Source organism: Chryseobacterium echinoideorum (genome assembly GCF_007474535.1).
Taxonomy (GTDB): domain Bacteria; phylum Bacteroidota; class Bacteroidia; order Flavobacteriales; family Weeksellaceae; genus Chryseobacterium; species Chryseobacterium echinoideorum.
The window spans coordinates 1-25742 of sequence record NZ_VKNW01000015.1; the positions used below are offsets into that span (position 1 = coordinate 1).

The 25742-nt window shown below is 34.3% G+C and carries 30 protein-coding genes; 14 read left to right on the top strand and 16 right to left on the bottom strand.

Going from position 1 to position 25742, the window contains the following annotated elements; translation table 11 throughout:
• The first annotated feature begins 338 nt into the window (after positions 1-338).
• The gene (locus FOL89_RS16110; protein WP_144283797.1) at positions 339-902 is read left to right on the top strand and encodes a 30S ribosomal protein S16; all 564 of its coding nucleotides are present in this window, start codon (positions 339-341) and stop codon (positions 900-902) included.
• A 100-nt stretch (positions 903-1002) separates the two neighbouring features.
• On the top strand, positions 1003-1545 hold the full coding sequence (gene rimM, locus FOL89_RS16115; RefSeq protein WP_144283798.1) for a ribosome maturation factor RimM: 543 nt from the start codon (positions 1003-1005) through the stop codon (positions 1543-1545).
• Here the strand turns inward: rimM and FOL89_RS16120 are convergent.
• Positions 1529-2473, bottom strand: a complete 945-nt coding sequence (locus tag FOL89_RS16120; protein ID WP_144283799.1) for a helix-turn-helix domain-containing protein — start codon at positions 2471-2473, stop codon at positions 1529-1531. The two genes, rimM and FOL89_RS16120, sit on opposite strands and share 17 nt — an antisense overlap.
• Before the next feature lie 103 nt (positions 2474-2576).
• On the opposite strand from FOL89_RS16120, the gene FOL89_RS16125 reads away from it, so the two are divergent.
• The 7 genes from FOL89_RS16125 (at position 2577) to msrB (ending at position 7618) form a co-directional block, all read left to right on the top strand.
• Positions 2577-2813 (top strand): hypothetical protein, encoded by a 237-nt coding sequence (locus FOL89_RS16125; protein ID WP_144283800.1) that lies wholly within the window; start codon positions 2577-2579, stop codon positions 2811-2813.
• A 3-nt stretch (positions 2814-2816) separates the two neighbouring features.
• The gene (locus FOL89_RS16130; RefSeq protein WP_144283801.1) at positions 2817-3416 is read left to right on the top strand and encodes a CDP-alcohol phosphatidyltransferase family protein; all 600 of its coding nucleotides are present in this window, start codon (positions 2817-2819) and stop codon (positions 3414-3416) included.
• 136 nt (positions 3417-3552) lie between these two features.
• Positions 3553-5001, top strand: coding sequence for an asparagine--tRNA ligase (asnS, locus tag FOL89_RS16135; protein ID WP_144283802.1), 1449 nt, complete (start codon positions 3553-3555; stop codon positions 4999-5001).
• A 151-nt stretch (positions 5002-5152) separates the two neighbouring features.
• Positions 5153-5707 (top strand): sigma-70 family RNA polymerase sigma factor, encoded by a 555-nt coding sequence (locus FOL89_RS16140; RefSeq protein WP_144283803.1) that lies wholly within the window; start codon positions 5153-5155, stop codon positions 5705-5707.
• 11 nt (positions 5708-5718) lie between these two features.
• On the top strand, positions 5719-5985 hold the full coding sequence (locus FOL89_RS16145) for a hypothetical protein (RefSeq protein WP_144283804.1): 267 nt from the start codon (positions 5719-5721) through the stop codon (positions 5983-5985).
• Between the two features lie 77 nt (positions 5986-6062).
• On the top strand, positions 6063-6500 hold the full coding sequence (locus FOL89_RS16150; protein WP_144283805.1) for a DUF417 family protein: 438 nt from the start codon (positions 6063-6065) through the stop codon (positions 6498-6500).
• Between the two features lie 23 nt (positions 6501-6523).
• Complete coding sequence (gene msrB, locus FOL89_RS16155; protein WP_144283806.1) at positions 6524-7618, top strand: peptide-methionine (R)-S-oxide reductase MsrB; 1095 nt, start codon at positions 6524-6526, stop codon at positions 7616-7618.
• 75 nt (positions 7619-7693) lie between these two features.
• Here msrB and clpP read toward each other — a convergent pair whose 3' ends face one another.
• Positions 7694-8377 (bottom strand): ATP-dependent Clp endopeptidase proteolytic subunit ClpP, encoded by a 684-nt coding sequence (gene clpP, locus FOL89_RS16160; RefSeq protein ID WP_143884171.1) that lies wholly within the window; start codon positions 8375-8377, stop codon positions 7694-7696.
• A 55-nt stretch (positions 8378-8432) separates the two neighbouring features.
• A complete protein-coding gene (dnaG, locus tag FOL89_RS16165; protein ID WP_144283860.1) occupies positions 8433-10406 on the bottom strand; it encodes a DNA primase in 1974 nt (657 codons plus the stop codon).
• A 78-nt stretch (positions 10407-10484) separates the two neighbouring features.
• Here dnaG and tsaE point away from each other — a divergent pair, with 78 nt between their 5' ends.
• From tsaE to FOL89_RS16180, 3 genes are read left to right on the top strand one after another with little or no spacing between them, the layout of a single operon-like run.
• A complete protein-coding gene (tsaE, locus tag FOL89_RS16170; protein WP_144283807.1) occupies positions 10485-10892 on the top strand; it encodes a tRNA (adenosine(37)-N6)-threonylcarbamoyltransferase complex ATPase subunit type 1 TsaE in 408 nt (135 codons plus the stop codon).
• A 48-nt stretch (positions 10893-10940) separates the two neighbouring features.
• The gene (locus FOL89_RS16175) at positions 10941-12134 is read left to right on the top strand and encodes an alanine dehydrogenase (protein ID WP_144283808.1); all 1194 of its coding nucleotides are present in this window, start codon (positions 10941-10943) and stop codon (positions 12132-12134) included.
• A complete protein-coding gene (locus FOL89_RS16180) occupies positions 12134-12505 on the top strand; it encodes a hypothetical protein (protein ID WP_144283809.1) in 372 nt (123 codons plus the stop codon). Before FOL89_RS16175 ends, FOL89_RS16180 begins: the two co-directional genes overlap by 1 nt.
• A 145-nt stretch (positions 12506-12650) precedes the next feature.
• Here FOL89_RS16180 and FOL89_RS16185 read toward each other — a convergent pair whose 3' ends face one another.
• From FOL89_RS16185 to FOL89_RS16195, 3 genes are all read right to left on the bottom strand, one after another.
• The gene (locus FOL89_RS16185) at positions 12651-13046 is read right to left on the bottom strand and encodes a hypothetical protein (protein WP_144283810.1); all 396 of its coding nucleotides are present in this window, start codon (positions 13044-13046) and stop codon (positions 12651-12653) included.
• Between the two features lie 72 nt (positions 13047-13118).
• Positions 13119-14624: a malate dehydrogenase (quinone) gene (gene mqo / locus FOL89_RS16190; RefSeq protein WP_144283811.1), complete on the bottom strand. Its 1506-nt coding sequence runs from the start codon at positions 14622-14624 to the stop codon at positions 13119-13121.
• A gap of 186 nt (positions 14625-14810) precedes the next feature.
• Complete coding sequence (locus FOL89_RS16195; protein ID WP_144283812.1) at positions 14811-15998, bottom strand: homogentisate 1,2-dioxygenase; 1188 nt, start codon at positions 15996-15998, stop codon at positions 14811-14813.
• Positions 15999-16165: 167 nt separating this feature from the next.
• Between FOL89_RS16195 and FOL89_RS16200 the strand changes: the two genes are divergently transcribed.
• Both FOL89_RS16200 and FOL89_RS16205 read left to right on the top strand, forming a co-directional pair.
• Positions 16166-18238, top strand: coding sequence for a TonB-dependent receptor plug domain-containing protein (locus FOL89_RS16200; protein WP_144283813.1), 2073 nt, complete (start codon positions 16166-16168; stop codon positions 18236-18238).
• A 128-nt stretch (positions 18239-18366) separates the two neighbouring features.
• Positions 18367-18828: a thioredoxin family protein gene (locus FOL89_RS16205; protein ID WP_144283814.1), complete on the top strand. Its 462-nt coding sequence runs from the start codon at positions 18367-18369 to the stop codon at positions 18826-18828.
• Positions 18829-18880: 52 nt separating this feature from the next.
• Here the strand turns inward: FOL89_RS16205 and FOL89_RS16210 are convergent, their stop codons facing one another.
• The 10 genes from FOL89_RS16210 to FOL89_RS16255 all read right to left on the bottom strand — a co-directional run bounded on the left by FOL89_RS16210 (position 18881) and on the right by FOL89_RS16255 (position 25568).
• The gene (locus FOL89_RS16210; RefSeq protein WP_144283815.1) at positions 18881-19246 is read right to left on the bottom strand and encodes a DUF1304 domain-containing protein; all 366 of its coding nucleotides are present in this window, start codon (positions 19244-19246) and stop codon (positions 18881-18883) included.
• Between the two features lie 168 nt (positions 19247-19414).
• Positions 19415-19930, bottom strand: a complete 516-nt coding sequence (locus FOL89_RS16215; RefSeq protein WP_144283816.1) for a hypothetical protein — start codon at positions 19928-19930, stop codon at positions 19415-19417.
• Between the two features lie 120 nt (positions 19931-20050).
• The gene (locus tag FOL89_RS16220) at positions 20051-20551 is read right to left on the bottom strand and encodes a hypothetical protein (protein WP_144283817.1); all 501 of its coding nucleotides are present in this window, start codon (positions 20549-20551) and stop codon (positions 20051-20053) included.
• 17 nt (positions 20552-20568) lie between these two features.
• Entirely contained in the window at positions 20569-21939 is a 1371-nt protein-coding gene (locus FOL89_RS16225; RefSeq protein WP_144283818.1) for a DUF4153 domain-containing protein, read from the bottom strand.
• Positions 21940-21956: 17 nt separating this feature from the next.
• Positions 21957-22442, bottom strand: a complete 486-nt coding sequence (locus FOL89_RS16230; protein ID WP_144283819.1) for a Coq4 family protein — start codon at positions 22440-22442, stop codon at positions 21957-21959.
• A 611-nt stretch (positions 22443-23053) separates the two neighbouring features.
• Complete coding sequence (locus tag FOL89_RS16235) at positions 23054-23893, bottom strand: metallophosphoesterase (protein ID WP_144283820.1); 840 nt, start codon at positions 23891-23893, stop codon at positions 23054-23056.
• Between the two features lie 9 nt (positions 23894-23902).
• A complete protein-coding gene (locus FOL89_RS16240) occupies positions 23903-24190 on the bottom strand; it encodes a hypothetical protein (protein ID WP_144283821.1) in 288 nt (95 codons plus the stop codon).
• Positions 24191-24254: 64 nt separating this feature from the next.
• Entirely contained in the window at positions 24255-24545 is a 291-nt protein-coding gene (locus FOL89_RS16245; protein WP_144283822.1) for a winged helix-turn-helix domain-containing protein, read from the bottom strand.
• A gap of 144 nt (positions 24546-24689) precedes the next feature.
• On the bottom strand, positions 24690-24902 hold the full coding sequence (locus FOL89_RS16250) for a four helix bundle protein (RefSeq protein WP_144283823.1): 213 nt from the start codon (positions 24900-24902) through the stop codon (positions 24690-24692).
• Positions 24903-24950: 48 nt separating this feature from the next.
• Complete coding sequence (locus FOL89_RS16255) at positions 24951-25568, bottom strand: hypothetical protein (RefSeq protein WP_144283824.1); 618 nt, start codon at positions 25566-25568, stop codon at positions 24951-24953.
• Positions 25569-25742: the final 174 nt, after the last annotated feature.

The following is a 25742-nucleotide window of genomic DNA, read 5'->3' on the forward strand; positions in this document are numbered from 1 at the left end:
TAACATAAAATTAATCCTAAATTAATATCTCCCCTTAACTCCCTGAATAACTGTGAGAAAAATTTAAAAAAAAAGCAAAAAGGAAAAGTGAAGGACGACGGGTGGGAAGTTGGGGTTGAAGCACTGGAGATAGAAAGTCTGTATTAAAAAATACCTCCTAATAGATAGAATACATTTTCTTATGTCTGGAAAAATGATGAGATATTATAATATAGAGTATAAGAAGAAAGATACTAAGACTTAAAATTTCAAGCAAATTTCTCAGAATTGTTTTTTTTATATATCTTTGCAGACTTAAATATTTAACCGGGACGAGTTCCCATAACAATCAAACATTTATGTCAGTAAAAATCAGATTACAAAGACACGGTAAAAAAGGTAAGCCTTTCTTTCACATCGTGGTTGCAGATTCCAGAGCAAGAAGAGATGGTAGATTCATCGAAAAAATAGGAACTTACAACCCAGTTACTAACCCTGCTACTATTGACCTGAACGTTGATGCTGCTGTAAAGTGGTTAAACAACGGAGCTCAGCCAACTGATACGGCAAGAGCTATTCTTTCTTACAAAGGTGCTCTTTACAAAAAACACTTACAAGGTGGTGTGGCTAAAGGTGCTTTTGACGAGGCTGAAGCAGAAAAAAGATTCAATGCTTGGCTAGAAGCTAAAGATGCAAAAGTACAAGGTAAAGTTGAAGGTTTGGCAACTGCTAAGGCTGATGCAAAAAAATCGGCTTTAGAAGCTGAGCAAAAAGTAAATGAAGCTAGAATTACTGCTGCTGCACAGGCAGAGGCAGATGCAAAAGCCGCCGAAGAGGCTGCTAATGCTCCGGCTGAAGAAACTACTGCTGAAGGAGAAGCTCCAGCTGCTGATGCAGAAGGAACTGAAGAAGCTCAGGCTTAATCTTTTAAGAAAATACAAAGTAAAGGCACGATTTTTATCGTGTCTTTATTGTTTAATAAATTTTGAAGATATTTATAAACTACCACTAAAATTCATAAAAATGAAAAAAGAAGACTGCTATTTACTCGGTAAAATTACCAGAAGACATGGTCTTGCCGGAAATGTTATCCTAAAACTTGATACTGATCAGCCAGAGATTTACAATAAGCTGGAATCTATTTTTTTAGAAATTAATGGCTTACTGGTTCCTTTTTTTATTGCTAAATCTTCATGGAGTAAAAATGATGCATTGAATATTGCTTTCAAAAATTCTACAGAAGCATTGGTAGATCAGTCTTTGGGAAAAAATGTCTATTTGCCGTTGTCTACGCTTCCAAAACTTACCGGAAAACAGTTTTATTATCACGAAATTATCGGTTTTGAAATTTTGGATCATACAGGAAATAACTGCGGTGTTATAAGATCTGTAAACGATCAGACAGCTCAAAATTATTTTGTAACCAATCTGGACGGAAAAGAAGTAGTCATCCCAATCATTAAAGACTGGATTCTTGAGGTAAACAGAGATGAAAGATTCATCAAAATGGAGCTTCCGGAAGGTCTTATTGATGTATTTTTAGTTCCTTCTAAGAAAGACGAATAACTTTTAATTTTTCTTTCAGGCTCTCAATACGGAGATACATTTTATTAAAGAATATTTTCCGGTCCCGGTTACCGGAAGTATTCAGTGACTTTGAATTTTTGATCTGATGTTCAAAATAATTCTGTGTTTCTTTACAGGTTTTCTCATCATTAATCAGGATGTAACCAAACATATTGGTAGGAATGGCAAAAAGTGATTGTTGCGGATGATGAAAAAAGATGTCATTAGAGAGATGCATCAGTTCATTTTCATACAATTGAAATTTATAATTATTTTCTGTTTTGTCTTCAATATACTTGATGAGTTCCTTTAATTCCTGAAGAATAACCTGTGCTTCATTTTTTTCAAGCAATGCTGTTTCATAATAAAATAAAATCTGCTGTAAAATGCTGGAGATAGTATTTTCATTCCATAGTTCAACTACATTCTGTTCTTCATATTTTTTCTTTAATTCTTTTGTGTCCAATTCAAAATCAGGCGGGTAAAATTCCAAAAAAGGAATAAAGACCTGTTTCCCATTCAGTAGATTCATCCATACATAAACTTTGAAACGGGAAAGCATGGTATCTGAGAGTGTATAAAAAAATGGAATATCTTTCGCAGAATAATAAATCGTCATCTCATCGGAAAGAGGAAGACTTTCAAAAACATTCAGATTATTCTGAAAAAAAGATTTTAAATCTTCTGTACATTCTACAGCTGTTGTTCTTTTAACCAAAATATGATGATCAGAAGTATGAAACTGATCCAAAGAAATCTGAAAATATTTTGCCAATTCCAAAGCTTCCTCAAAACTAAATTTCGCCTTTAGAGAGGTTCTTCTATGCGCTGCATCATAACTGATGTTAAGAATATTCGCAATCTCATCATTAAGAGATTTGCTGCCGATTCTCCTTCGAATTTCCTTTAGTAAAAGTTCCTGAAACATAATTTGCGATTTTCACAAATTTAAGTAATTATTTTAATTTTTTTTCGCATTTATTAAAACGGTTTTCAAAAGTAGCTTTGAAGTGTAATTTAAAATATTGAAAATGAAAAAATTGATTTTTTATTTATTCTTATCACTTTTTATAATGAATTGCGTAGGTTTTAGAAATATAGAGTCATGCGAATCGGTTATTCAAGGATGGAATATCCAGAAATCCAGATTGGGAATGGAAGGTAATCATTTGAAGGTTCAAAGCAATTATTTCTTTTGCAACGGATTTGCAGTTGTAATGAGCGACTGGAAAACACTTCACTATAATTTAACTTTTGAAAAACAATAAATCATGAAAACAATGCCTTATTTATTAGTCGCCACCAGATTTATTCTTTCACCCATCATTATTTTATTAGCTTATTTAAAAGGAGAAGATTCCCGATGTTTAATTTTAGTTTTAATGTATTTTGGTCTGCTAACAGATATTTTCGATGGAATTATCGCCCGGAAAGTTGGCGTTTCCTCAGAAAAATTGAGAAGACTAGATAGCCAGACCGATTTGATTTTTTGGCTTTCCTTAGGACTCGCCGCATATTTTTTAAGTCCTCAGTTGATAAAAAATGAATGGAAAGGAATTGCTTTAATTTTTATAATGGAAGGATTATGCTATATCATAAGCTGGTTAAAATTCGGAAAGGAAACCTGCACTCATGCATGGCTTTCAAAGTTGTGGGGATTAAGTTTACTTTTAGCTTTAACTTATTTAATAGGTTGGCAAAGAACAGACTGGACTTTTAATCTGACAGTCATTCTGGGATTTATTTCTCACCTTGACGTTATTCTGATTATTTTAATACTTCCAAAGTGGCAATATGATGTGCCCAGTTTTTATCATGCATGGAAAATCAGGAAAGGAAAACATAGGAACAAATCAGTTTTCTTTAATTGACTCTTATCTAAAGAATAGTTTTTTCATCAAATAATTGATAAATGATTTTAATTAAAACAGCCTAATCTTCAAATTGCGCTGTTTTTTTGTAACTTTGCACACATTAATTTTTAGACAAAAATTTTATCATCAACAAATGAAAAAGCAGACAATTAAGGAAATCCTACAGGATTACAAAAAAGTATTACATCATGATATTACGGTTTATGGCTGGGTAAGAGCTTTCCGTTCTAATCGCTTTATTGCGCTAAATGATGGCTCTACAATTAATAATTTGCAAATCGTTGTTGATTTTGAGAATTTTGATGAAGAAGTAATTTCTAAAATCAGTACAGCAGCTTCGCTTAAAATTGTTGGTGAAGTTGTTGAAAGTCAGGGAGCGGGACAAACGGTAGAGATTCTGGCGAAAAAAATTATCGTTTTAGGAGATAATTTTACCGAAGAAAGAGACAAAACAATTCTTCAGCCTAAAAAACACTCTTTAGAAACCTTGAGAGATCAGGCACATTTGAGATTCAGAACCAACTTATTCGGAGCTGTTTTCAGAGTGCGTCATGCGGTGAGTTTTGCCGTTCATTCTTTCTTTAACCAAAACCAGTTCTTTTATATCAATACACCGGTAATTACAGGAGCTGACGCAGAAGGAGCAGGTGAAATGTTTGGGGTAACCAATTTTGATTTAAACAATATTCCGAGAGATGAGCAGGGAGACATTGATTATTCCCAGGATTTCTTCGGAAGAAAAACCAATTTGACGGTTTCCGGACAGCTTGAAGGAGAAACAGCAGCTATGGGATTGGGAAGAATTTATACTTTTGGACCCACTTTCCGTGCAGAAAATTCAAACACAACGCGTCACTTGGCAGAATTCTGGATGATTGAACCAGAAGTAGCATTCAATAATCTGGAAGACAATATTGATTTGGCGGAAGATTTTCTGAAGTACGTTATTCAATATGTTTTAGATAACTGTAGAGATGATTTGGAGTTTCTGGATAAACGTTTTGCAGAAGAACAAAAATCTAAACCTGAAAAAGAGAGAGCAAAAGAAGGTTTGATTGAAAAGCTTGAAAATGTAGTTTCTAAGCGATTCAAAAGGGTTTCTTACACAGAAGCAATAGAGATTTTATTAAATTCAAAAGAAAATAAAAAAGGAAAATTCCAGTTTCCGGTTGAAAACTGGGGAACTGATCTTCAGTCTGAACACGAAAGATATCTTGTTGAAAAACATTTTGAAAGCCCGGTAGTACTATTTGATTATCCAAAAGAAATCAAAGCATTCTACATGAAGCTTAATGATGATAATAAAACGGTTGCTGCAATGGATGTACTTTTCCCGGGAATCGGTGAAATCATCGGTGGTTCCGAAAGAGAAGCAAGATTAGATGTTCTAAAAACAAAAATGGCAGAAATGCACGTTGATGAGCACGAATTGTGGTGGTATTTAGATACCAGAAAATTCGGTTCTGTACCGCATGCCGGATTTGGTCTGGGATTGGAAAGATTAGTTCTTTTCGTAACGGGAATGACGAACATCAGAGATGTGATTCCTTTTCCGAGAACGCCTAAGAATGCTGAATTTTAACGATTAAACTTACAATGTCTCTGAAATTTTCAGAGACATTTTTTTATTTGCTAAATACTGAAATTAAAATTAAATTTACTTATCATTATATTTTTCAAATTTTATTCTAATGACAGAATTACTTCCAGGTGCTTAATCCATCAGTAAAAGAATGACTAAAAACGAAACATTCAGAAACTGGATTAATCAGTATTCGGCTCCTTTACTACAACGTGCCGTTTTTCTACTTTCAGACAAAACAGAAGCAGAAGACATCGTACAGGAGGTTTTTGTTGCCGCCTTTCATTCTTATGAATCTTTTGAAGGCAAAAGCAAACCTTTGACGTGGCTTATGGTCATTTTGCAAAGAAAAGTTTCTGATTATTACCGAAAAAAATATAAATCTAAGCCTCACATCAGTTTTGATCAGTATTTTGATGAAACAGGTTCCTGGAGAAATGATGATGTTTTGGCAGACTGGAATATTTCAGATAAAGAAAATGAGTTGATGAATGATACAGATTTTAATATAACTTTTGATCATTGTATAGAAAACTTACCGGAAAGATGGAAAATTCCCGTAAAATTGTATTATCTTCAAGAAAAAAAAGGAGAAGAAGTGTGTCAGGAACTAAAAATTTCTGCGACTAACCTTTGGAAGATTCTACAAAGAAGCAGGTTACAGCTAAGAGAGTGTTTGCAACTCAATTGGTTTTCTCCAACATAAATGAACTGAAGATGCTAAAAAAACTAATTCATAAACTCTTTTTACCATGCAGTACCGCTACCCTGCTCATGGAGAAAAGTATGGCAAAAACCATCTCTTCCAAAGAGCAAAAACAACTCAATATTCATTTGAAAATATGCAAGTGGTGCAGATCTTATCAGGAAAAATTAAAAATTCTGGATGATATTCTAAAAAGAAAAATACAATCCGAAGACCAAACTGATTCAGTTGATATTCAGAAATTTAAAGAAAAAACGATAAAAAATCTCAAAATATAGAAAAAAATCTGTCAGGATTTTATTCTTGTTCCGACTATACTTTTGAAACTAAAAGTATTTCATTTAAAACTAAAAAAATGAGCGGAACAACATCAGTTAAAAACAAAACGTATCAAACAGGCTACACTATTTCCTTATTAGGAGCTTCCCTGATCTTGCTTTGGATAGGACTTTTTAAGTTTACCCCTACTGAAGCCAACGCAATAAAACCTTTATTGGAAAACCATTTCCTTACTTTTTTCGTTTATGATTATATAAATGTTCAATGGGTATCAAATACTATCGGAACGATAGAAATTATCATTGCAATTGTATTATTGTTTAGTGCGAAATTTGCAGTTCTGAAAAGGTTTGCAGGAATCGGAATGATCGCAGTGTTCACAGTAACACTCAGCTATCTCTTCACAACTCCCGGAATGTGGAAAGTTGTTGACGGATTTCCTGTTACAGATTTTTTCATTCTGAAAGATTTGATGCTCTTGGGATTTGGGTTAATGATTTTAAATGATAAATAATGAATTTAAATAATAAGAGAAAAATGAAAAGTATATTAATGTTATTCGGATTGAGCTTCGGAATAGCTGTATTCGCAGGAAGTTGTGGAGATGCAAAACCAAAAGCCACAGAAAATAAAAAAGAAAATAACACCATTATGAACAGTAAAAACTTAAAAGAAATCTATTTTGCAGGAGGATGTTTCTGGGGAACCGAGCATTTTTTTCAGCAAGTTCGAGGAGTGGTAAAAACCGAAGTAGGATATGCCAACGGCAATACTAAAAATCCCACTTATGAAGAAGTGGTAAGCCACACTACGGGTTTTGCCGAAACGGTAAAAGTACTTTACGATCCTGAACAGATAGATCTTAAACTTTTAATTGATTTGTATTTTAAAACGATTGATCCTACAAGTATAGACAAGCAGGGAAATGACAGAGGAAATCAATACCGAACAGGAATTTACTCGACCGACAAAGAAACTGAAGCGATTGTAAAAGCTCAAGTCGAAAAATTAGCCCGGAATTATAGTAAACCTGTCGTTGTAGAAACTATTGCTCTGAAAAATTTCTATAAAGCAGAAGATTATCATCAGGATTATCTGGACAAAAATCCGGGAGGATACTGTCATATTGAACCAGGTCTTTTTGAAATGGCAAGAAATGCAAACCCACTGCCCAAAAAAGAAATAAAATACCAAAAACAGGACAAAAAAGCTTTGAAAGAAAAACTGACTGCCGAACAATATAATGTAACGCAGGAAAACGGAACAGAAAGACCATTTCAAAATGAATACTGGGACGAAACAAGAGAGGGAATTTATGTAGATATTACGACAGGTGAGCCTTTGTTTATTTCAACAGATAAATTTGAATCAGGCTGCGGATGGCCAAGTTTTTCTAAGCCGATTACCAAAAAGCTGATTGATGAAAAATTAGACCGTTCTCACGGAATGACCAGAGTGGAAGTAAGAAGCAAAACAGGAGATGCGCATTTGGGTCATGTTTTCAACGATGGTCCTGCTGATAAAGGCGGGCTTCGCTACTGCATCAATTCAGCTTCTCTGAAATTTATTCCGAAAGCTGAAATGGAACAGAAGGGATATGGAGAATATATTTCGCTTTTAGACAAAAAATAATAGATCTTAATATCAAATAAAAATCGGCGCGCCTCTGCGAGGCGCGCCGATTTTTTGTTTTGTTCAGGGAAAAAATTATTTCTCTTTTGATCTGTGTAAAACCTCATCCACCATTCCAAACTCTTTGGCTTCTGAAGAAGTCATCCAATAATCTCTGTCAGACGCTTTTTCTACCCATTCATAAGTCTGACCGGAGTGTTCAGAAATAATATCGTACAACTCTTTTTTCAGCTTAAGCATTTCTCTCAGATTAATTTCCATATCTGAAGCAACCCCTTGTGCACCGCCGCTCGGCTGGTGAATCATCACTCTGGAATGCTTCAATGCAGAACGCTTTCCTTTCTCACCTGCTACCAAAAGAACTGCTCCCATAGAAGCTGCCATTCCGGTACAGATGGTTGCAACATCGGGCTTAATGATCTGCATGGTATCATAAATTCCCAAACCTGCGTAAACGCTTCCGCCCGGAGAATTGATGTAAATCTGAATATCCTTATTAGGATCCGAACTTTCTAAGAATAATAACTGTGCTGTGACAATATTCGCAACCTGATCATCTATTCCTGTTCCAAGGAAAATAATTCTGTCCATCATCAATCTGGAAAAAACGTCCATCTGCGCTACGTTCATTCTTCTTTCCTCCATAATGTAAGGCGTAAGATTGGTAGGATTGAATGCTCCCATATATTGATCGGTTACCAAACCGCTGTTTCCCAAATGCTTTACTGAGAAATCTCTGAATTCTTTTTTTATGTCCATATCTATTGGTATAATTTCTTAAAATTTATTGATACCTAAATTACAATTTTTATTCCTAAAATTTTATAGGACTTTTTGTCACAGGTGACCAGCCTAGTCTATCAATAATATGTTTAGAAAATTCTGTAAGCATCATGATCTTTTTAATATTTTCAAAATATGTCTGATGATCCGTATCGCGGTACTGTTCTAATTCCTGTGTCATTTTTTTAATCATAAAATGAATATAATAATACTTGTGAATCAGAATATCAGCTTCCACTTCAGTAGAAACAAAATCACCGATATTGGGTGGAAAAATATTTCGGGTTGTCCAGTCACTCAATTCATTCGGAATCATAAGAGCATCTGCAACTTTATGGGTAATATTTTCATCCATCATTTTAAGGAAAAAGTTACCCGAACGCAGTTCTTCGTTTTCAATTCCTTCCTTAATAGAGTCAATAATTTTTTGATTAATTTCTATCTGAAATTCATAGTTTTCCTCTTCAAAATGATGGAGAATTTCTTCAATCACTGTAATTTCGTATTCCTGTTTTTCATCATTTACACGTTGCAGCACTACATCTCCAAACATCATCATCAAATTGATAAGCTTGTTTTCCTGGTGAAAGATGTTGAACTGAACAGAATCAACTTCCACTTCAGGTTTAGGAACAATTTCAAGCTTGGCAGGTTTTTGTTCTTTCTGCTGAAGTCTCTGGTTTTGATTATCGGTAATTTGCCGCTGCACATCCAGCTCATTAAATAAGCTCTGCTCAGAAAGACCAAATTTACTGGAAACTTCTTTTAAATAAATTTCTTTCTTTAAAGCATTCTGTACAAAAGACACAGATTTTACAATATTTCTTATCGCTTCTGCTTTTTTGATCGGATCATTCCCCGCATCTTTCAGAAGAATTTCTGCTTTAAAATCTATAAAATCTGTTGCTTCGTTTTCGATAAATTTTTCCACATAATCCTGCGGATGTTTTCGGGCAAAAGAATCAGGATCATCACCTTCAGGAAAAAGCAGAACACGAATATTCATTCCTTCTGTCAAAAGCATGTCAATACTTCTGAAACTCGCCTTAATTCCTGCATTGTCGCCATCAAACAAAATAGTGACATTTTCCGTCAGTCTTTTGATGAGCTTAATCTGCTCCGTTGTGAGAGAAGTTCCCGAACTCGCCACTACATTTTCAATTCCTGAAAGATGCAGAGAAATCACATCCATATATCCTTCTACCAAAAGGCAGACATTTTTCCGGGAAATTGCCTGCTTACTTTGGTTTAAACCATACAGGACATTAGATTTATGATAAATTTCTGTTTCAGGCGAATTGAGATATTTGGCAGTCTTAACATTGCTTTTTAAAATTCTGGCTCCAAAACCCAGAACTCTTCCCGAGAAGCTGTGGATCGGAAAAATCACTCTTTCCCGGAAACGGTCGATTCCGCCGGGAGAATTTTCAGGGAAAATAGATAGTCCGGATTTTTCTAAAACTTCTTTGGAATACCCTTTTTCAAGTGCAAATTCCGTAAAGGCATTCTTTTTTTCAGGAGAATATCCGAGCTGGAATTTTCTGATGATATCATCTTTCAGTTCCCGTTCTCTGAAATAAGAAAGACCAATTGATCTTCCCTCTTCGTTTTCCCAAAGAATATTCTGGAAAAACTCATTGGCAACTTCATGAATTTTGTAGAGCAGATCTCTTTCCGACTGCGCAATTTTGGCTTCTTCAGAAAATTCCCGTTTGTCTTCTTCAATTTCAATTCCGTATTTTTTAGCTGCATGGCGAAGCGCTTCCGGATAGGTGAAATTTTCGATTTCCATAAGAAATGAAATCGCCGTTCCTCCTTTTCCTGTTGAGAAATCTTTCCATATCTGTTTGCTGGGAGAGACGATAAAGCTGGGCGATTTTTCTTCGTGAAAAGGACTCAAACCTTTAAAATTGGATCCTGCCCTTTTCAGCTGCACATATTCGCCAACAATCTCTTCTACCCTGATTGTGGAAAATATTTTATCTATCGTCTGCTTGGAAATCATAACCGCAAAAGTAATGAAAATAGGAATTAAAGTATCAAATATGATAGTTTTGTTATAATTTTGCAACAAATAAATTTAATGAATTTCAGCATAAAAAACATCACCGACTGGCAAAAAGTCACCGATGCAATTTTACCTGAGCTGCAGCATAACATTCTTTTGCTAAAAGGAAATTTGGGAGCCGGAAAAACAACTTTCACGCAATTTTTGCTTAAAAAGATGGGAAGTGAAGATGAAATAAGCTCACCCACCTACTCCATCGTCAATGAATACAGTTCTCCAAGGGGAAAAATTTTTCATTTTGATCTATACCGTCTGAAAAGCATTGATGAAGTTTACGACATCGGAATTGAAGAATATCTGGATAATTCTTTTTTGTGCATCATAGAATGGCCCGAAGTATATGAAGATGAGCTCTACGGTCTGAAATTTCACTCAATGAGTATTCAGAATACTGGTGAAAGCAGAGAAATTACATTCGATTAAAAAATTATATCTTTGCTGAACAAAATGGTAAGTCATAATTGAATAAAAATGAGTACTACAAATATTTTTACGCCTTTTTCAGAAGAAGAACTGATGCCGAAAGAGGAAAAACTGGAAGTAATCAAAAAAGGTAAACAATTCAGTATCGGAATTCCAAAAGAGACATGCCTCAACGAAAGAAGAACATGTATCACTCCCGATGCAGTACAGGTTTTGATAGAGCATGGTCACGAAATCATTGTAGAATCAGGCGCAGGAAAAGGCTCATTTTTTACAGATTTACAATACTCAGAATCAGGTGCAAAAGTTACTCAGGATCCCAAAGAAGCGTTTGCACAGGATCTTGTTCTTAAAGTAAATCCTCCCACTGAAGAGGAAATAGAATATCTGAAATCCAATTCTTATCTTGTTTCTGCTCTTCAGATCAATCTTCGCGACAAAGATTATTTCATGAAGCTTGCCGAGAAAAAAATCAATGCCATTGCTTTTGAATTTATTGCGGATGAATACAAACAGCTTTCATTGGTAAGATTAATCGGGGAAATTGCAGGAAGCGTTTCTATTCTTTATGCATCAGAATTATTAGCATTATCCAACGGATTGATGCTTGGCGGAATTACCGGAGTACGACCTACAGAAGTTGTGATTCTGGGAGCAGGAATTGTAGGAGAATTTGCTACCAAAGCTGCGATCGGACTGGGAGCCAGCGTAAAAGTTTTTGATAACTCACTTTCCAAACTCAGAAGACTACATACTTTGGTAGACAGCCGAGTTCCTACTTCTATTATTGATCCGAAAGAACTCAGCAAAAGCATCCGAAGAGCTGATGTGGTGATCGGAGCTTTACCAAGACTCAATATGCAGCCTATTGTCACGGAAGAAATGGTGATGAAAATGAAAAAAGGAAGCGTAATTATTGATATTGTTATTGACAACGGTAAAGCGATAGAAACGTCTGAGCTTACTACGATGGAAGATCCTTATATCATTAAGCACGGCGTTATCCACTGCGGACTTCCGAATCTTACTTCTAAAATGCCAAGAACCACAACCAAAGCAATTTCAAATTTCTTTTTATCATACATCCTGAATTATGATGAAGAAGGAGGTTTTGAAAATATGCTTTTAAGAAAAAATGAAATGAAGCAAAGTCTTTATATGTATAAAGGCAGGCATACTAAAAAAGTAATCTGCGACCGTTTCGGACTTACTTACCATGACATCAATCTTTTAATTTTCTAATGAAAAAACTAAAATTCTTTCTAATTGGTCTTGTTCCGGGGCTGATCATTGTTTTTTTCGTACTTAATAAAAAAGGCGTAAGCTGCAGCGGATATCTTCCCAACAGCCGTGTTATTGCCGAAACACTTTCTAAAGACTTTGAATATTCTGATCAGTTTAAATCTGAAATGAATGCTTTGAAAATAGATGAAAAATTTCTAAAAGACAGCATCATTACCAACGGAAAAATTGATTTTGACCGAAGCAATGCTCAAAAGAAACCATGTCCGGATTACCTTTTGTCTTATCCTGAAAAAAATCCTTCTTTTGAAATTACATTTGAAAAATGTGAAGAAAAGGCGGTTTTACTTTCCCTGAAAAAACTGAAATAATTTGAATTAAATTATTAACGTAGCTAAATCTCTGTGGTAAATATTGGAAATTAAGTACGGTTTTAAAATAACAAACAGTAAGTTTTAAATTTCTTTTACGGGATTGAAGTTATAAAACCCTGTTTTGCTCAGTTTAAAATAAAATTTATTCCGAGATTTTAATTCTGTAAATATCCGATGTATTTCTTTTAATAGATTTAACGAAAAAACCACCTTCTTCGGGAATAACTTCTTTGAAGTCAAAACTCTTACAATCTTTAGGCAAACCCGAAAAAACCAGTGTAAACCAAAAGTCTCTCATAAAAGGAACGGGAGTCCAGTTGGGATAAATGCTGATATTTTCTGCGTGAATAAGTTTACTTTTGTGTCCTGAAGTCTCATCAATAAGGTAAGTTGTATTCCAAATTCTGATAAGATTTCCCCAAAAGGGAGATGCCGGAAAACAACAGTGTACAATGACCTGTTTCTCTTCCTCTATTTTTGTCTGGAGAGATTCCAGCAATTCTTTCGCAATAATTGGTTTTACAATAACTTGTTCCATAGTGATGGGCAATGAGCAACAATGCAGTATTGCAAAATTACTTATTTTTAAAACTACATCTTTACTTATCTTTTAGTATTTCAGTTTTAATTTTTCCTTACTATAAGCTCTTATTTGATTGGTAAGCTCAGCGTTATCAGACAGTTTTTGTCCATAAGAAGGAATCATTTCAAGCAATTTATTTTTCCATTCTCCGTGTAATTTATCGGGAAAACATTTTTCCAAAACGGTCAGCATGGCAAAAACCGCCGTAGAAGCTCCGGGTGAAGCGCCCAAAAGTGAAGCAATTGTCCCTCTTTGATTAACCACAACCTCGGTTCCAAATTCCAGCTTGCCGCCATATTTTTCATCTTTTTTAATAATTTGTACCCGCTGTCCCGCAACTTTCAATTCCCAGTCTTCTTCTTTAGCATCTTTTATAAACTCCCGCAAATGCTGAATTCTTTGAGCTTTCGTCATGGCAACCTGCTGAATAAGATATTTTGTCAGCGGAATATTGTGCCACCACGCTCCAAATAAAGACCGTATATTTTTAGTATTAATACTTTCAGGAAGATCAAGATAACTTCCTTCCTTCAGAAATTTTGTTGAAAATCCGGCAAATGGACCAAACAGAAGTGCTTTTTTACCATCAATAATCCTTAAATCAAGATGCGGAACCGACATTGGCGGCGCATCTACCGTCGCCTGAGTGTAGACTTTTGCATGATGCTTTTCCACAAGATCCTGATTGTAAGAAACCAGCCATTCTCCTGAAACAGGGAAACCGCCGTATCCTTCACTTTCTTTAATATCCGAACTTTCCAAAAGAGGCAGGGCATAACCGCCCGCTCCTATAAAAACAAAATCTGCAACTATTTCCTGTTTGTGGTTGTTAATACGGTCTTTCACTGTTATTTCCCATTTTCCATCTTCACGCGGGTCAATATCTTTTACTTCATGATAAAGAAAAACTTCTACATGAGAATCTTCCACCAAATGTCTTCCCATTTTTCTGGTTAATGCACCAAAATTAACATCTGTACCCAGATCCATTTTTGTTGCCGCCAAAATTTCAGAATCATTTCTTTTGCTCATTACCAGCGGAATCCATTCTCTAAGCTGATGATGATCTGTAGAAAACTCCATTCCAGAAAATAACGGCGATTCGGTCATTGCTGTATGTCTTTTACGAAGATATTCGGCATCTTTTTCACCAAAAACCAAACTCATATGAGCACATGAGTTGATAAATTCCTGTGGATTCTGAATATATTTTTTATCAACAAGGTAAGACCAAAACTGTTTGGAAATTTCAAATTGTTCAGCAATATTTTCAGCTTTAACAATATCAATTGTTCCGTCTTCTTTTTCCGGAGTATAATTAAGTTCACAAAAAGCAGAATGTCCTGTTCCTGCATTATTCCATGCAGCAGTACTTTCTTTGGCAAACCTTCCCAATCTTTCAAAGATGGCAATATTAAGATTCGGATCAAATTCGTGAAGTAAAGTAGCCAAAGTGGCACTCATAATTCCGCCACCTATCAATACAATATCATAATTTGGTTTTGGAGTTCTGTTAACAATTGCTTTTCGCATATCCTGAAATTTACTACTAATTTCGGGAAAAGTTTTTTTTGATGTTTACGCTTTAAGTTTTTTTAACATAAAAATTTTTCAATCTTTTCTGAAATCATTTTAAAATAGATTTATAAAGTGGTGTTTCAGCCAATAAAAAACATCAGCAACAATTACTGATGTTCTATATTATATTAATTATTAACACTATTCCTGCAAACGATCTTTCAAAGTATGATCTTCACTCTCAAGCCAAGAAGTTTTATAAGAAGGATCTTCAACTTTCAAGGCTTCCTCAGTAATTTTTAAGGGTTTGAAAGGATCTACCATTACGGCATATTCTTCGGTGAATTTCTTTCCGATACTTCTTTCCATAGCCCCCGGATGCGGACCGTGAACAATTCCTCCCGGATGAAGCGTAAAATCCATCAGATCAATATGATTTCGGCTCATAAAATCACCCTCAGTATAAAATAAAACCTCATCAGAATCAATATTTGAGTGATTATAAGGTGCAGGAATTGCCTGCGGATGATAATCGTACATTCTTGCACAGAAAGAACAAACTACATAATTGTGTCCTTCAAAATTCTGATGGACCGGAGGCGGCTGATGAATTCTTCCGGTAATTGGTTCAAAGTTTTTAATATTAAATTTATATGGATAAAAGTATCCATCCCAACCTACCACATCAAACGGATGTGTCGCATAGATGAAATCTGTGATCTGATTTTCTTTTTTTACTTTAATTAAAAATTCTCCTTTTTCATCTTTTGGCTCAACAAATGTGGGTGCAATAATATCCCTTTCGCAAAACGGAGAGTGTTCAAGCAGCTGACCAAATTCATTTCTATATCTTTTGGGGGTATAAATCGGAGAATGGCTTTCCAGAACAAACAAGACTGTATCTTCCGAATTCAGTTCAACCTGATAAATCGTCCCTCTTGGAATAATCAGATAATCACCTACAAAAAACTCCAGATTTCCAACAAAAGTTTTCAGAATTCCGGCTCCGTGGTGCACAAAAAAAAGCTCATCGCATTCTGCATTTTTATAGAAATAATCCATTGACTTTCTCGGCTTCGACAATCCCATTTTCAGGTCGTTGTTGACCATTAGAAATTTACGGCTGTCTAAAAAATCGTCTTCGGGAGTTACATTCATTCCCTTAAACATTCTTGGAGTTACATTTTTCTCAATTGCAATTTTCGGAGCAACATCTTTCGCCTCGCCTATTGATTTGATCTGGGTAGGACGGTGAATGTGATATAAAAGTGAAGAAATTCCGTGAAAACCTTCTGTTCCGAAAAGCTGTTCGTAATAGAATTTGTCTTCCGGTGATTTGAAAATCGTATGTCTTTTTTGAGGGATATTTCCCGACTGGTGGTATCTCATTTTTACTTGCTATATGTGATTCTCAAATTTAACATTTTTAAATGAAATGAATAAGAACAATTTAAATCACATTTTTTAGCATCAGTTTTTATAAAATTTAATTTCGAGAATATTTAGTTTTTATATTCTAAAAATAATTGTTAGCTTTGTCTAACAATTTTAACTTTATGAGACAAATATTATTTCCTTTCATGTTTTTGTCTTTATTTTGTTTTGCTCAGGAAAGAGATAGTCTGGTTGCTGATCAATTAAAAAAAACAGATTCGGCTGCAATTCCTGATAAGAAAGAGATCAACACTAAAGACATTGATGATGTTGTCATTACAGGAACATTAAAACCGGTTAGTAAATCAAAAAGTCCGGTTGCTGTGGAAATTTATTCTCAGAAATTTTTCCAGAAAAACCCAACGCCTAATATATTTGAAGCCATCTCAATGGTTAATGGTGTGCAGCCACAGCTAAACTGTTCGGTTTGTAATACAGGAGACATTCACATCAACGGGTTGGAAGGACCTTATACAATGGTTTTAATTGACGGGATGCCGATCGTAAGCTCCCTTTCCACTGTATATGGATTAAGCGGAATCCCCAATAGTCTGATAGACAGAGTTGAAGTTGTAAAAGGTCCGGCTTCATCAATCTACGGTTCTGAAGCGATGGGTGGAGTCATCAATATCATTACTAAAAATGCTTTGACAGCACCAAAACTGAGTATTGATCTCATGACGACAAGTTGGGCAGAAAATAATTTTGACTTCTCTGCTAAATTTAATGCCGGTAAAAATGCTGCTTCTTTATTGAGTCTCAATTATTTTAATTTCACCAAAAGATTGGACGAAAATAATGACAACTTTACAGACGGAGCTTTGCAGAACAGGATTTCTGTTTTTAACAAATGGAATTTTAGAAGAAAAGAAAACCGACAGGTAAGCTTTGCACTTAGATATCTATATGAAGATCGCTTTGGCGGAGAAATGCAGTGGAATAAATCTTATCGAGGAAGTAATCAGCTTTACGGAGAAAGCATTTATACTAATCGGTTTGAAGCTTTTGGTATTTATCAGCTCCCTTTCAAAGAAAATATTATGACCCAGTTTTCGTATAATTTTCATGACCAGAATTCTTTTTACGGTAATAATTCCTATCTCGCAACACAAAAAACAGCTTTTGTACAGACTTATTGGGATAAAAAAATACAACATCATGATCTTATTGTAGGATTGACCTATAAAAAAACTTTTTATGATGACAATACACCCGCAACTTTATCATCAGACGAATTGAATAATGAACCGATGAATTCACCACTTTTTGGAGCTTTTATTCAGGATCAATGGGAAATCAGCGAAAAAAACACCTTATTGCTCGGTTACCGATTTGATTATGATCGAATACATCACAGCGTACATTCACCAAGATTTGCATGGAAATTTTCACCCAATCCGTTTCATACTTTGCGGTTCAATTTCGGAACAGGTTTCCGTGTTGTAAATTTATTTACTGAAGATCATGCTGCTTTAACGGGTTCCAGAGAAGTAATAATCCAATCTGATCTGCAGCCTGAAAGATCAGTCAACGGGAATTTGAATTATATGTGGAAAATTCCGGCAGGAAACCAGCTGATCAATCTTGATGCTTCGGCTTTTTACACCTATTTCAGTAATAAAATTGTGGGCGATTTTGACTCAGATCCTGAAAAAATTATTTATGATAATCTTAATGGCTACGGTATTTCGAGAGGGGTTTCTCTGAATGCTGATTTTAACTTCAGTTTTCCACTGAGTGTCAACCTGGGAATAACATATCTTGATGTTTATCAAAAATTTGATGACGAAAGACAAAAATCGCAGCAGCTTCACGCACCAAAATGGAGCGGAACATACAGCTTAACTTACAAATTTAATAATAATCTGACCGTAGATTTTACGGGACAGTTGTACGGACCCATGAGGCTGCCGGTTTTAGAAAACGATTACAGACCGGAATATTCTCCTTGGTATTCTCTAGCAAATATTCAGATTTCAAAAATTTTCAGATCCGGATTTGAAGTGTATTGCGGAATTAAAAATTTATTCAACTTTACACCAGATGATCCTTTGATGAGACCATTTGATCCTTTCGATAAAAATGTTGATGATCCTATAAGGAATCCGAATGGTTATACTTTTGATACGACTTACGGATTTGCGCCTATGCAGAAAATAAGAGGTTTTTTAGGCGTTAAATATAATTTGAAGTAAGCTTTTATTAATGCAAAGATCCTATTTTAAACAGCAAAGAAGCTTAAAAAAAATTGGTGTGATCAAGTTCTAATAAAGTGTAAAATATTTCAATTTAAAATAGAGCAAGAAAATTGAATACTATAAAAATGAAATTTCTAATAATTATATTGTTCTTTATTTCAGGATTTTGCTTTTCACAGTTAAAATCACATTCTTTTTTGGAGGTAGAAACTCTGCAAAAGAACAATCCCAAACCAGTAATTATTCACATTTATACTGATTGGTGTTCGGTTTGTACAATTGAATCATTTAAACTCAATAAAGATAAAGATCTGACTCAATACATCAATGATAATTTTTATTTCATCAATTTTGAAGCAGAAAAAACAAAAGAAACAATCAATTTTCAAGGAAAAGAATTCAACTATTTACCTAACGGAAATTTAGGAATTCACGAGCTTGCTTTAGCTTTATCTAAAAATAAAAATCAGCCGGTTTATCCTTTATGGATTATTTTAGATGCAAACCAGAAGCTTATTGATTATCATGAAGGTTTGTTTACCCCTAAAAACATGGCAGAAAAACTAAAGAAGATCTTGTTTCCTTAATTCATAAATTGTTATTCATCCGAATAATGATTCAGAACAGTATTCAACAAATTTATTTCAAAAGAACAGCAACTATTGCTATAATTGCGGGTAATGCCTGAACAAAGAATATTTTTTTTGTTGCAGAAACAGCTCCGTAAATCCCGGCTATCGCAACACATCCTAAAAAGAATAAAGCAATATTGGTCTGCCATTTGGGATCTTCAATGAAAAAAGACCAGATCAAGCCTGCAGCCAGAAAACCGTTGTACAAACCCTGGTTTGCCGCTAAACCTTTTGTTGGTGTAAACAGTTCTGAAGGTAAAGCTTTTTTAAAAACTTCCTTTCCCTTGGTTTCCCAGGCAAACATTTCCATCCAGAGAATATAAAAATGTTCTATGGCTACAACTGCAATTAAGATTTTGGCTACGATTTCCATTGTTGAGTGTTTTTTGAATTGTAAAGCTAAAGAAATAAAATAAATCCTCTTCAAAGAATTTAAAAATTATTATTCATTTTAAAGAGATAAGTGTATTCCTAAAGAGGAAATAAAAATAGCTTTTCCAAATTGAAAAGCTATTTTTTACAAAATTTAACTGATTTAAAATTATCTTACAGGAACACTGCTGAAATTGAGTGCTACTTTGATATTCATGTCCGATGATGTCTGATTCTTCAGCTCATAAACCGTTCTTACCGAAAGTCCTGAACTTTTTACAATATTATCCAAAAATCCCGTCTCGTTGTTAAGATCTAAATTTAAACTGGATGAAGTCGTAGAAATATTGTTTCTGGATGCAACCAGCCTTTCACTTGTCCCATTTGACGAAATGTATACTTTTACTGATTTTAATGCACTTAAATTTCCTCCTACAGGAGAAACTACAGAAATTTTAGCATCAGAAATACGCACATCTTTGATTTGGGCATTATTATTTCCCCCTACCCAAGTCTGTACATTGGAAGCTGTAGAAGTAGATGAAACTTCTTTGTTGGCAGGAACACCCGTTGATATAAGAACATTAGTCGTATACGGAAATGTATTCTGAACGATAGATTGTACAGCCCCACAACTCGCCAATAGTACCGACGAAACAATGGCTATTGAAAATACCTTTTTCATATGTAGATTTTTTTTAATGATTTTTAAATTTTTGTATAATCGCTACACTGTGATTTTACAGCTGAGACTATTTCATACAAAATTTGATATAAAATTCTTAATTACAGAAATTATACCAACTTATTCTATCGTTACCGAAAAATCACCTTCATTCACTCCTTCAGCCATAAGACTTTTGCCAATTATCAGCCAAACTTCACCTTTCTCTTTAATCTGATAAGAAATTTCCCGTCCAAAAGGACCATCATAATTCCCGTCCGGTAATTTGATTTGGTTGAAACGAATATTCATTTTGTTGTTTTGTGGAGAAATACTTCCGTGAATTTCCGATTTGCTGTAATTAGGAATTCTGATCACCAGTTTCTGAATTTTAGCATCAAATTTCTGATCAATGGTACACGGAAGTTTTTCGGCATTTACAATTTTTACCGCTTCACCCTGCTTCTCTGTTTCTTCTGTTTGAAGCGAATCTTCAACGACAGGCTTAGAAACCGAATCGTAAATATCGACGTCAGTATTGACTACGGCTTTGAGTGAATCTGTATTTCTCTGAGCTTCTGAACTTTGTTTGGTACATGAAGCCATCAGTAAAGGAATGATTAAAAAAACTGATTTTTTCATTTTGATATAGTTTAAACTTAATTTATTGTTTTGTAGTACAAAATCTGAGAAAGAAAAGATGTTGACCGTTGCTGATTAACTGTTTCTGAAATTTTACTTTTCAGTGATGTATCTTTATGATCTTCTGCATATTTCAAAAGCTGTTTTTCACTAAAATTGATGCTGTTCAGATGATAATTTATTGCAAAATATTTTCTCTTCATATTTTGAGAAGTGATGATACCACCCCAATTAACAAAACTGCATACTAAAATTATTCCATAAAAACTCCAGCTCATTGTGTTGAAAAGAAATGCATTGGTTTTTCTGTACTGAATCTTGATGAAAGTAAGCATCAATCCGATTAGTGATAAGAGCAGAAAAGCGTATACTCCCAGTCGTTTGTAAGTAAAACCATAGTTACTGATGTATTCCGTATTTTTTAATATTGCCGAAAAAATCAGGACAGCATTGAGCAGCAGCCATACTTTGGCAAAAATTTTCAGCATTCCCGCTTTAGAATCAAAATTAAAATTAGACTTAAAATAAAACATCATTACCAGGATTGCCATAATAATCGACAAAATCACTGCGTTTACTCTTTCATGCGTTTCTTCAGAAAGTTGATTAGGACTTTTTACTGTTTCATAAAACTGCTCATAATTGTAGGTGATGATAAAGAATATAAGAAGTACATTCAGAGAAATAAGAGAAATAATACCGCTCATTCTTTCGGTATTCAAGTCCAGAAATGAGTATGTTGGTTGAGGTATTTTATGCTTTTCCTGAAAATCATTATCCAGCAAGCAATTTTGTTTATACAAAAACTTTTCTACCGCAAAATTGTAGTAATTGAACGCAATGAAAAATCCTAAAGCTCCCAATGCAAAAACCTGAAACAGGTTGATATCCAGTTCAACATCTTTAAAAATACTGGCAAAATGACTGCTTCCCACAGAATAAATTCCAAAAAAAACAGCAACGAAAATAAAAGGAATCAGCACGAAGGCAAAAACTTTCTTCCAGAGTTGTGAAGTATTCTGTTTTGGAAGCCATTCGTCAAAACTGAAAACCCTGCAAATAAAAGTAAAAACATTCACAACAAATACGGGAAGCAGAAAAAGGCTTTTCATCCTTTTGTTTTTAGCCTTAAAAGACAGCAGCAAAAGCGATAAAACCAATGCCAGAAAAGAGGCAAAATCAGCAAACCAAGCAAAAGCAAGACTTGATAAAATGCTCGTCACAAAAAGCAAAAGAAATATTTTGCTATAATTTCTTTTCGGCGTTTTGATTATTGTAAAAACTGAATAGGAAATTCCGAGAATTCCGAGATTAAGACCAATACTTTCGTTATAAAAAAGGATAACGAAAAGTATGGTCGAAATGAATATATAGTGATTTGTTTTCATGAAAATTAAGGTTGAGGTTAATAAATAACTGGAGTTTCTTTTTGTCTAATAAAATCTTTCAGATGTTCAAAATTCTGCCACAGAAGTCCTTCAAAATCCCAGTGATAAAAGGTTCTCATGCTTCTGCCTTTTTTATACGCATTGATGTATGTTTTGCAGTATTCCGGAAAGACAATAGTTCCCAAAACCAAAACACCCAAAAGATAAGCGCTTCTTTTTCCGTTTCCGAAAAGCAGATACTGCATGGCAATCTCATCCTGAATATTGGTACTGCAATCGGTAATCAGATGATAAACATCGTGATTTTCCATTTTTGGAATCATCCTGAAACCGTGCTTTTTATAAAATTCGCCTAAGGTTCGTCCCAAAGAATCTTGCTTAAAGCTTAACAATTGTTCTTCGTTAAACTGCCATTGCCTTTTTTTCTTTTTAAAATATTTTCTGTACTGTTTTTGGGAATTTTCGTACATGAATATGATAAATTTTGTGCGTAGTTTTTTCATAGTTGATGTATTTTTGAAGATTAATTAGAATTAAAATCCCATTAAGAAAATTACTAAATAGAAAATACAGAATTACAATGGGATTGTTAATGCAAATGATTAGTGACGCTTTAACACATTCTTTAAGTTAGTTTTTCGGAATAAACCATAAATGAGTAAGGACAGAAATAGGAATTGTGAATTGCAATAAAGTAAATCCTGAATCTGGAAAGCATCAATTTTTGTACTCATATATCCGAGAAGACAGATATTTCCAAGAAGAAAAAACAATCCGAATGTATATTTTCCTATGTTTAAATAGCTTGATTATTCATAATTCTATTATTTTTATTAAAATTCCATAAAAAATTATAACAAGAATATTCTTTAAAATTGTCATAGCCGATTTATAACAAATATTGAACTGAGATTCGTGATAAGAACCATAAATCAAAAGGAAAAAAAATATCATCAAATTAATAAAGCCTCCAAAAAGTATTAGAATTGCTCCAAGAATTCCAAATAAAAATCTTTCACTTGTAAATGATCCTAAAAAGCAAAAACTTATTAGAACAAACGAAACCCAGAAAGCGTAGTTTCCTATATTTATGATGGTTGAATCCTTCATTATTTTAAGCTTGAATTAAAGTAAACACCGTAATTTCCGGGCGCACCATAAAACGCACCTGAAAAGAATGTCCCAAAGCACGGTTGATATAAAGCATTCTTCCGTCCTTCAGATCAATTTCTCCTGAAATATATTTCCTGTTTTCTACCGGAAGAATCGGGGTAACCACTCCTGGAATCCTGCATTGTCCGCCATGAGTATGGCCGCTTAAAATCCAGCCTTGATAACCGTTCCAGACATCTTTATCGCAAACATCGGGATTGTGACAAAGTACTACATTGGCTTTTTCAGGACTATAATCTTTCATGACCTTCATCGGATCGAAATTGGGTGACCATAAATCATCAAAGCCGATAAAATTTAATCCGTGAGATTCTGTCTGCTGATTTTTGAGCATCATGATACCATTATTTTCTAAAATGCGGCAAATTTCTTCCGAAGAACCGAGATCTTTCCAGTTTTTTCCGTAATCGTGGTTTCCTAAAATTCCGAAAGTTCCCAATGTTCCGAAGACGGCTTTCTTCATTACTTTTTCTAAATTTTTATGATCTTCAGCTGTTCCATGATTGACGTAATCACCTGTGTACACCACAAAATCAGGATGAAAATTTTGAGCTTTTGCGAAAGACTCAATCAAAAAATTCCAGTCGAATCTGTTACCGACATGCAAATCGGAAATCTGCATTAAAATTTTTCCTTCTAAATTTTCAGGCAAATTTTTAACAGGAAGTTTTTTTTCTACAAATTCTACCCAGAACGGCTCAATCTGCCACGAATAAAGAAACGGTAATGCTCCGAATGCTGAAAGCTGAAAAAGTCTTTTTATAAATTTTTTTCTGGTCATTTTTGTTTTTTAATTACCTGCGAATGGAGTTCCGAATATTCCTACTGCCAATTCTATCCATGTCAAAACAAGAAATATGACAATTATGAGACTTAATAAGATTCTGTAATTTCTGTTTTGTACGAAAGTCCGCACCAAAAAGATTAAACCCGCTGTTCCGAAAAGTAAGACTGAGGCAACAAGGAAATCAAATCGTGACCAATTCCAGCCTTCTACAAAAAGGTTTCCTAAAAATGCTGCTGCCAACAAAAGTGCAGGGACAGCAAAAATTGCTAATGTTGTGTTTCTGTGTGTCATTTCATTTAATTTTTATTATAAAGTACTTTGTATTTCAAAGTTAATATTTAAAAAAATATAGCTTCTATTTCCCGAGTAATTTTTCCAAAGCATTCAAATGTTGTGTAAAAGCTGTTCTCCCATTTTGTGTTACCCGATAAGAAGTTTTTGGCTTTTTACCTACAAATTCTTTCTTCACTTCAATATAATTCGACTTTTCAAGCGCATTGCTGTGGCTTGCCAAATTTCCGTCTGTGATTTCCAACAAACTTTTCATTTCAGAAAAATCAACCCAATCGTTCACCATAAGAACGGACATAATACCCAATCTTACACGGCTTTCAAATTCTTTGTTGAGTTGACTGATGTTGATCATTGTTAGTATTTTGGTTATTCAGCTAAAAAGTTTTTTAGTTGTAATAGCTATTTCTTTTGATGATAATTCTTAATTGTTTTAATGTATCCGTTTAATAATTTCCCAATTTCCTCACACAAAATAACCGTATTTTCAAATGTTGCATTATTTATATAATCTAAATCCTTCAGGTAAGGTTTTCTTACTAAATCCTTCTGCAATATTAGCCTGAATTGATACTGCCGCTCTTTTTACTTGACTCGTCAAAGCATCAATTCCCTCTCTTGGAAATGAAGAACTTATTCTATAAATTTCCAAAACAAATGCATGCGACTTTTGCCAGACAATCAAATCTTTAAACGAAATAATGTTTCCCATAATACTAACTAACTAACTAACTAACTAACTAACTAACTAACTAACTAACTATTTATACTTCACATGCATTATCCATCCATAGACAATGTGCAGAACACCAAAGCCGATTGTCCAGGCTACCAAACCCCAACCAAGAAACATAAAGGAGAGTAACCCTAAGATTATCTGACAATATCCTAAATATTTTATATCCGTCAAAGTATATCTTTCTGCGCTCACTAAAGCAAGACCATAAAAAATTAAAGTTGCCGGAGCTACCAAAACGAACAAATGATGATAAAGAAGCAGGAGACAAAATAATCCTCCGGTTATAAGGGGAACGGAAAAGGTCAGCAATAATCTTCTTGTGGTCGCATCCCAGATTTTGAGTCCTTTTTTTCTGCTTTTGCTTGCGGTAAAAAAATAGCCGCTCAAAAGTGCCGTCACCAAAATTAAAAACCCAATCATCACCAATTCCTTTACAAGTTCTTTTCCGAAAACATTTCTGTCTCCGTCAAAATAATCAATTCCTTCTCTCTGAAAAACAAAATAAACATACATTGCTCCGACTATGGCTGCAAGTCCTGCAAAAACTCCGGATAATCCGCTTAATGAAATAAATCTTGAAGATCGTTCCATCATAGAACGAATGTGTGATAAGTCTTCGTGATAGTTTTTTGAATCCATATTAAAAGAACTTTGAATTACAAAGCTATAATTATTTTCGAATCTTCCAAAATATTTTTTGATAATTTTACTTTTTTCTTTTAAACCATATTAAAATGATATTTGAAACAATAGAGACAGAGCGATTGCTTCTTCAAAAACTTAATACAGAAATGATGAATAAAATTTTTGAAT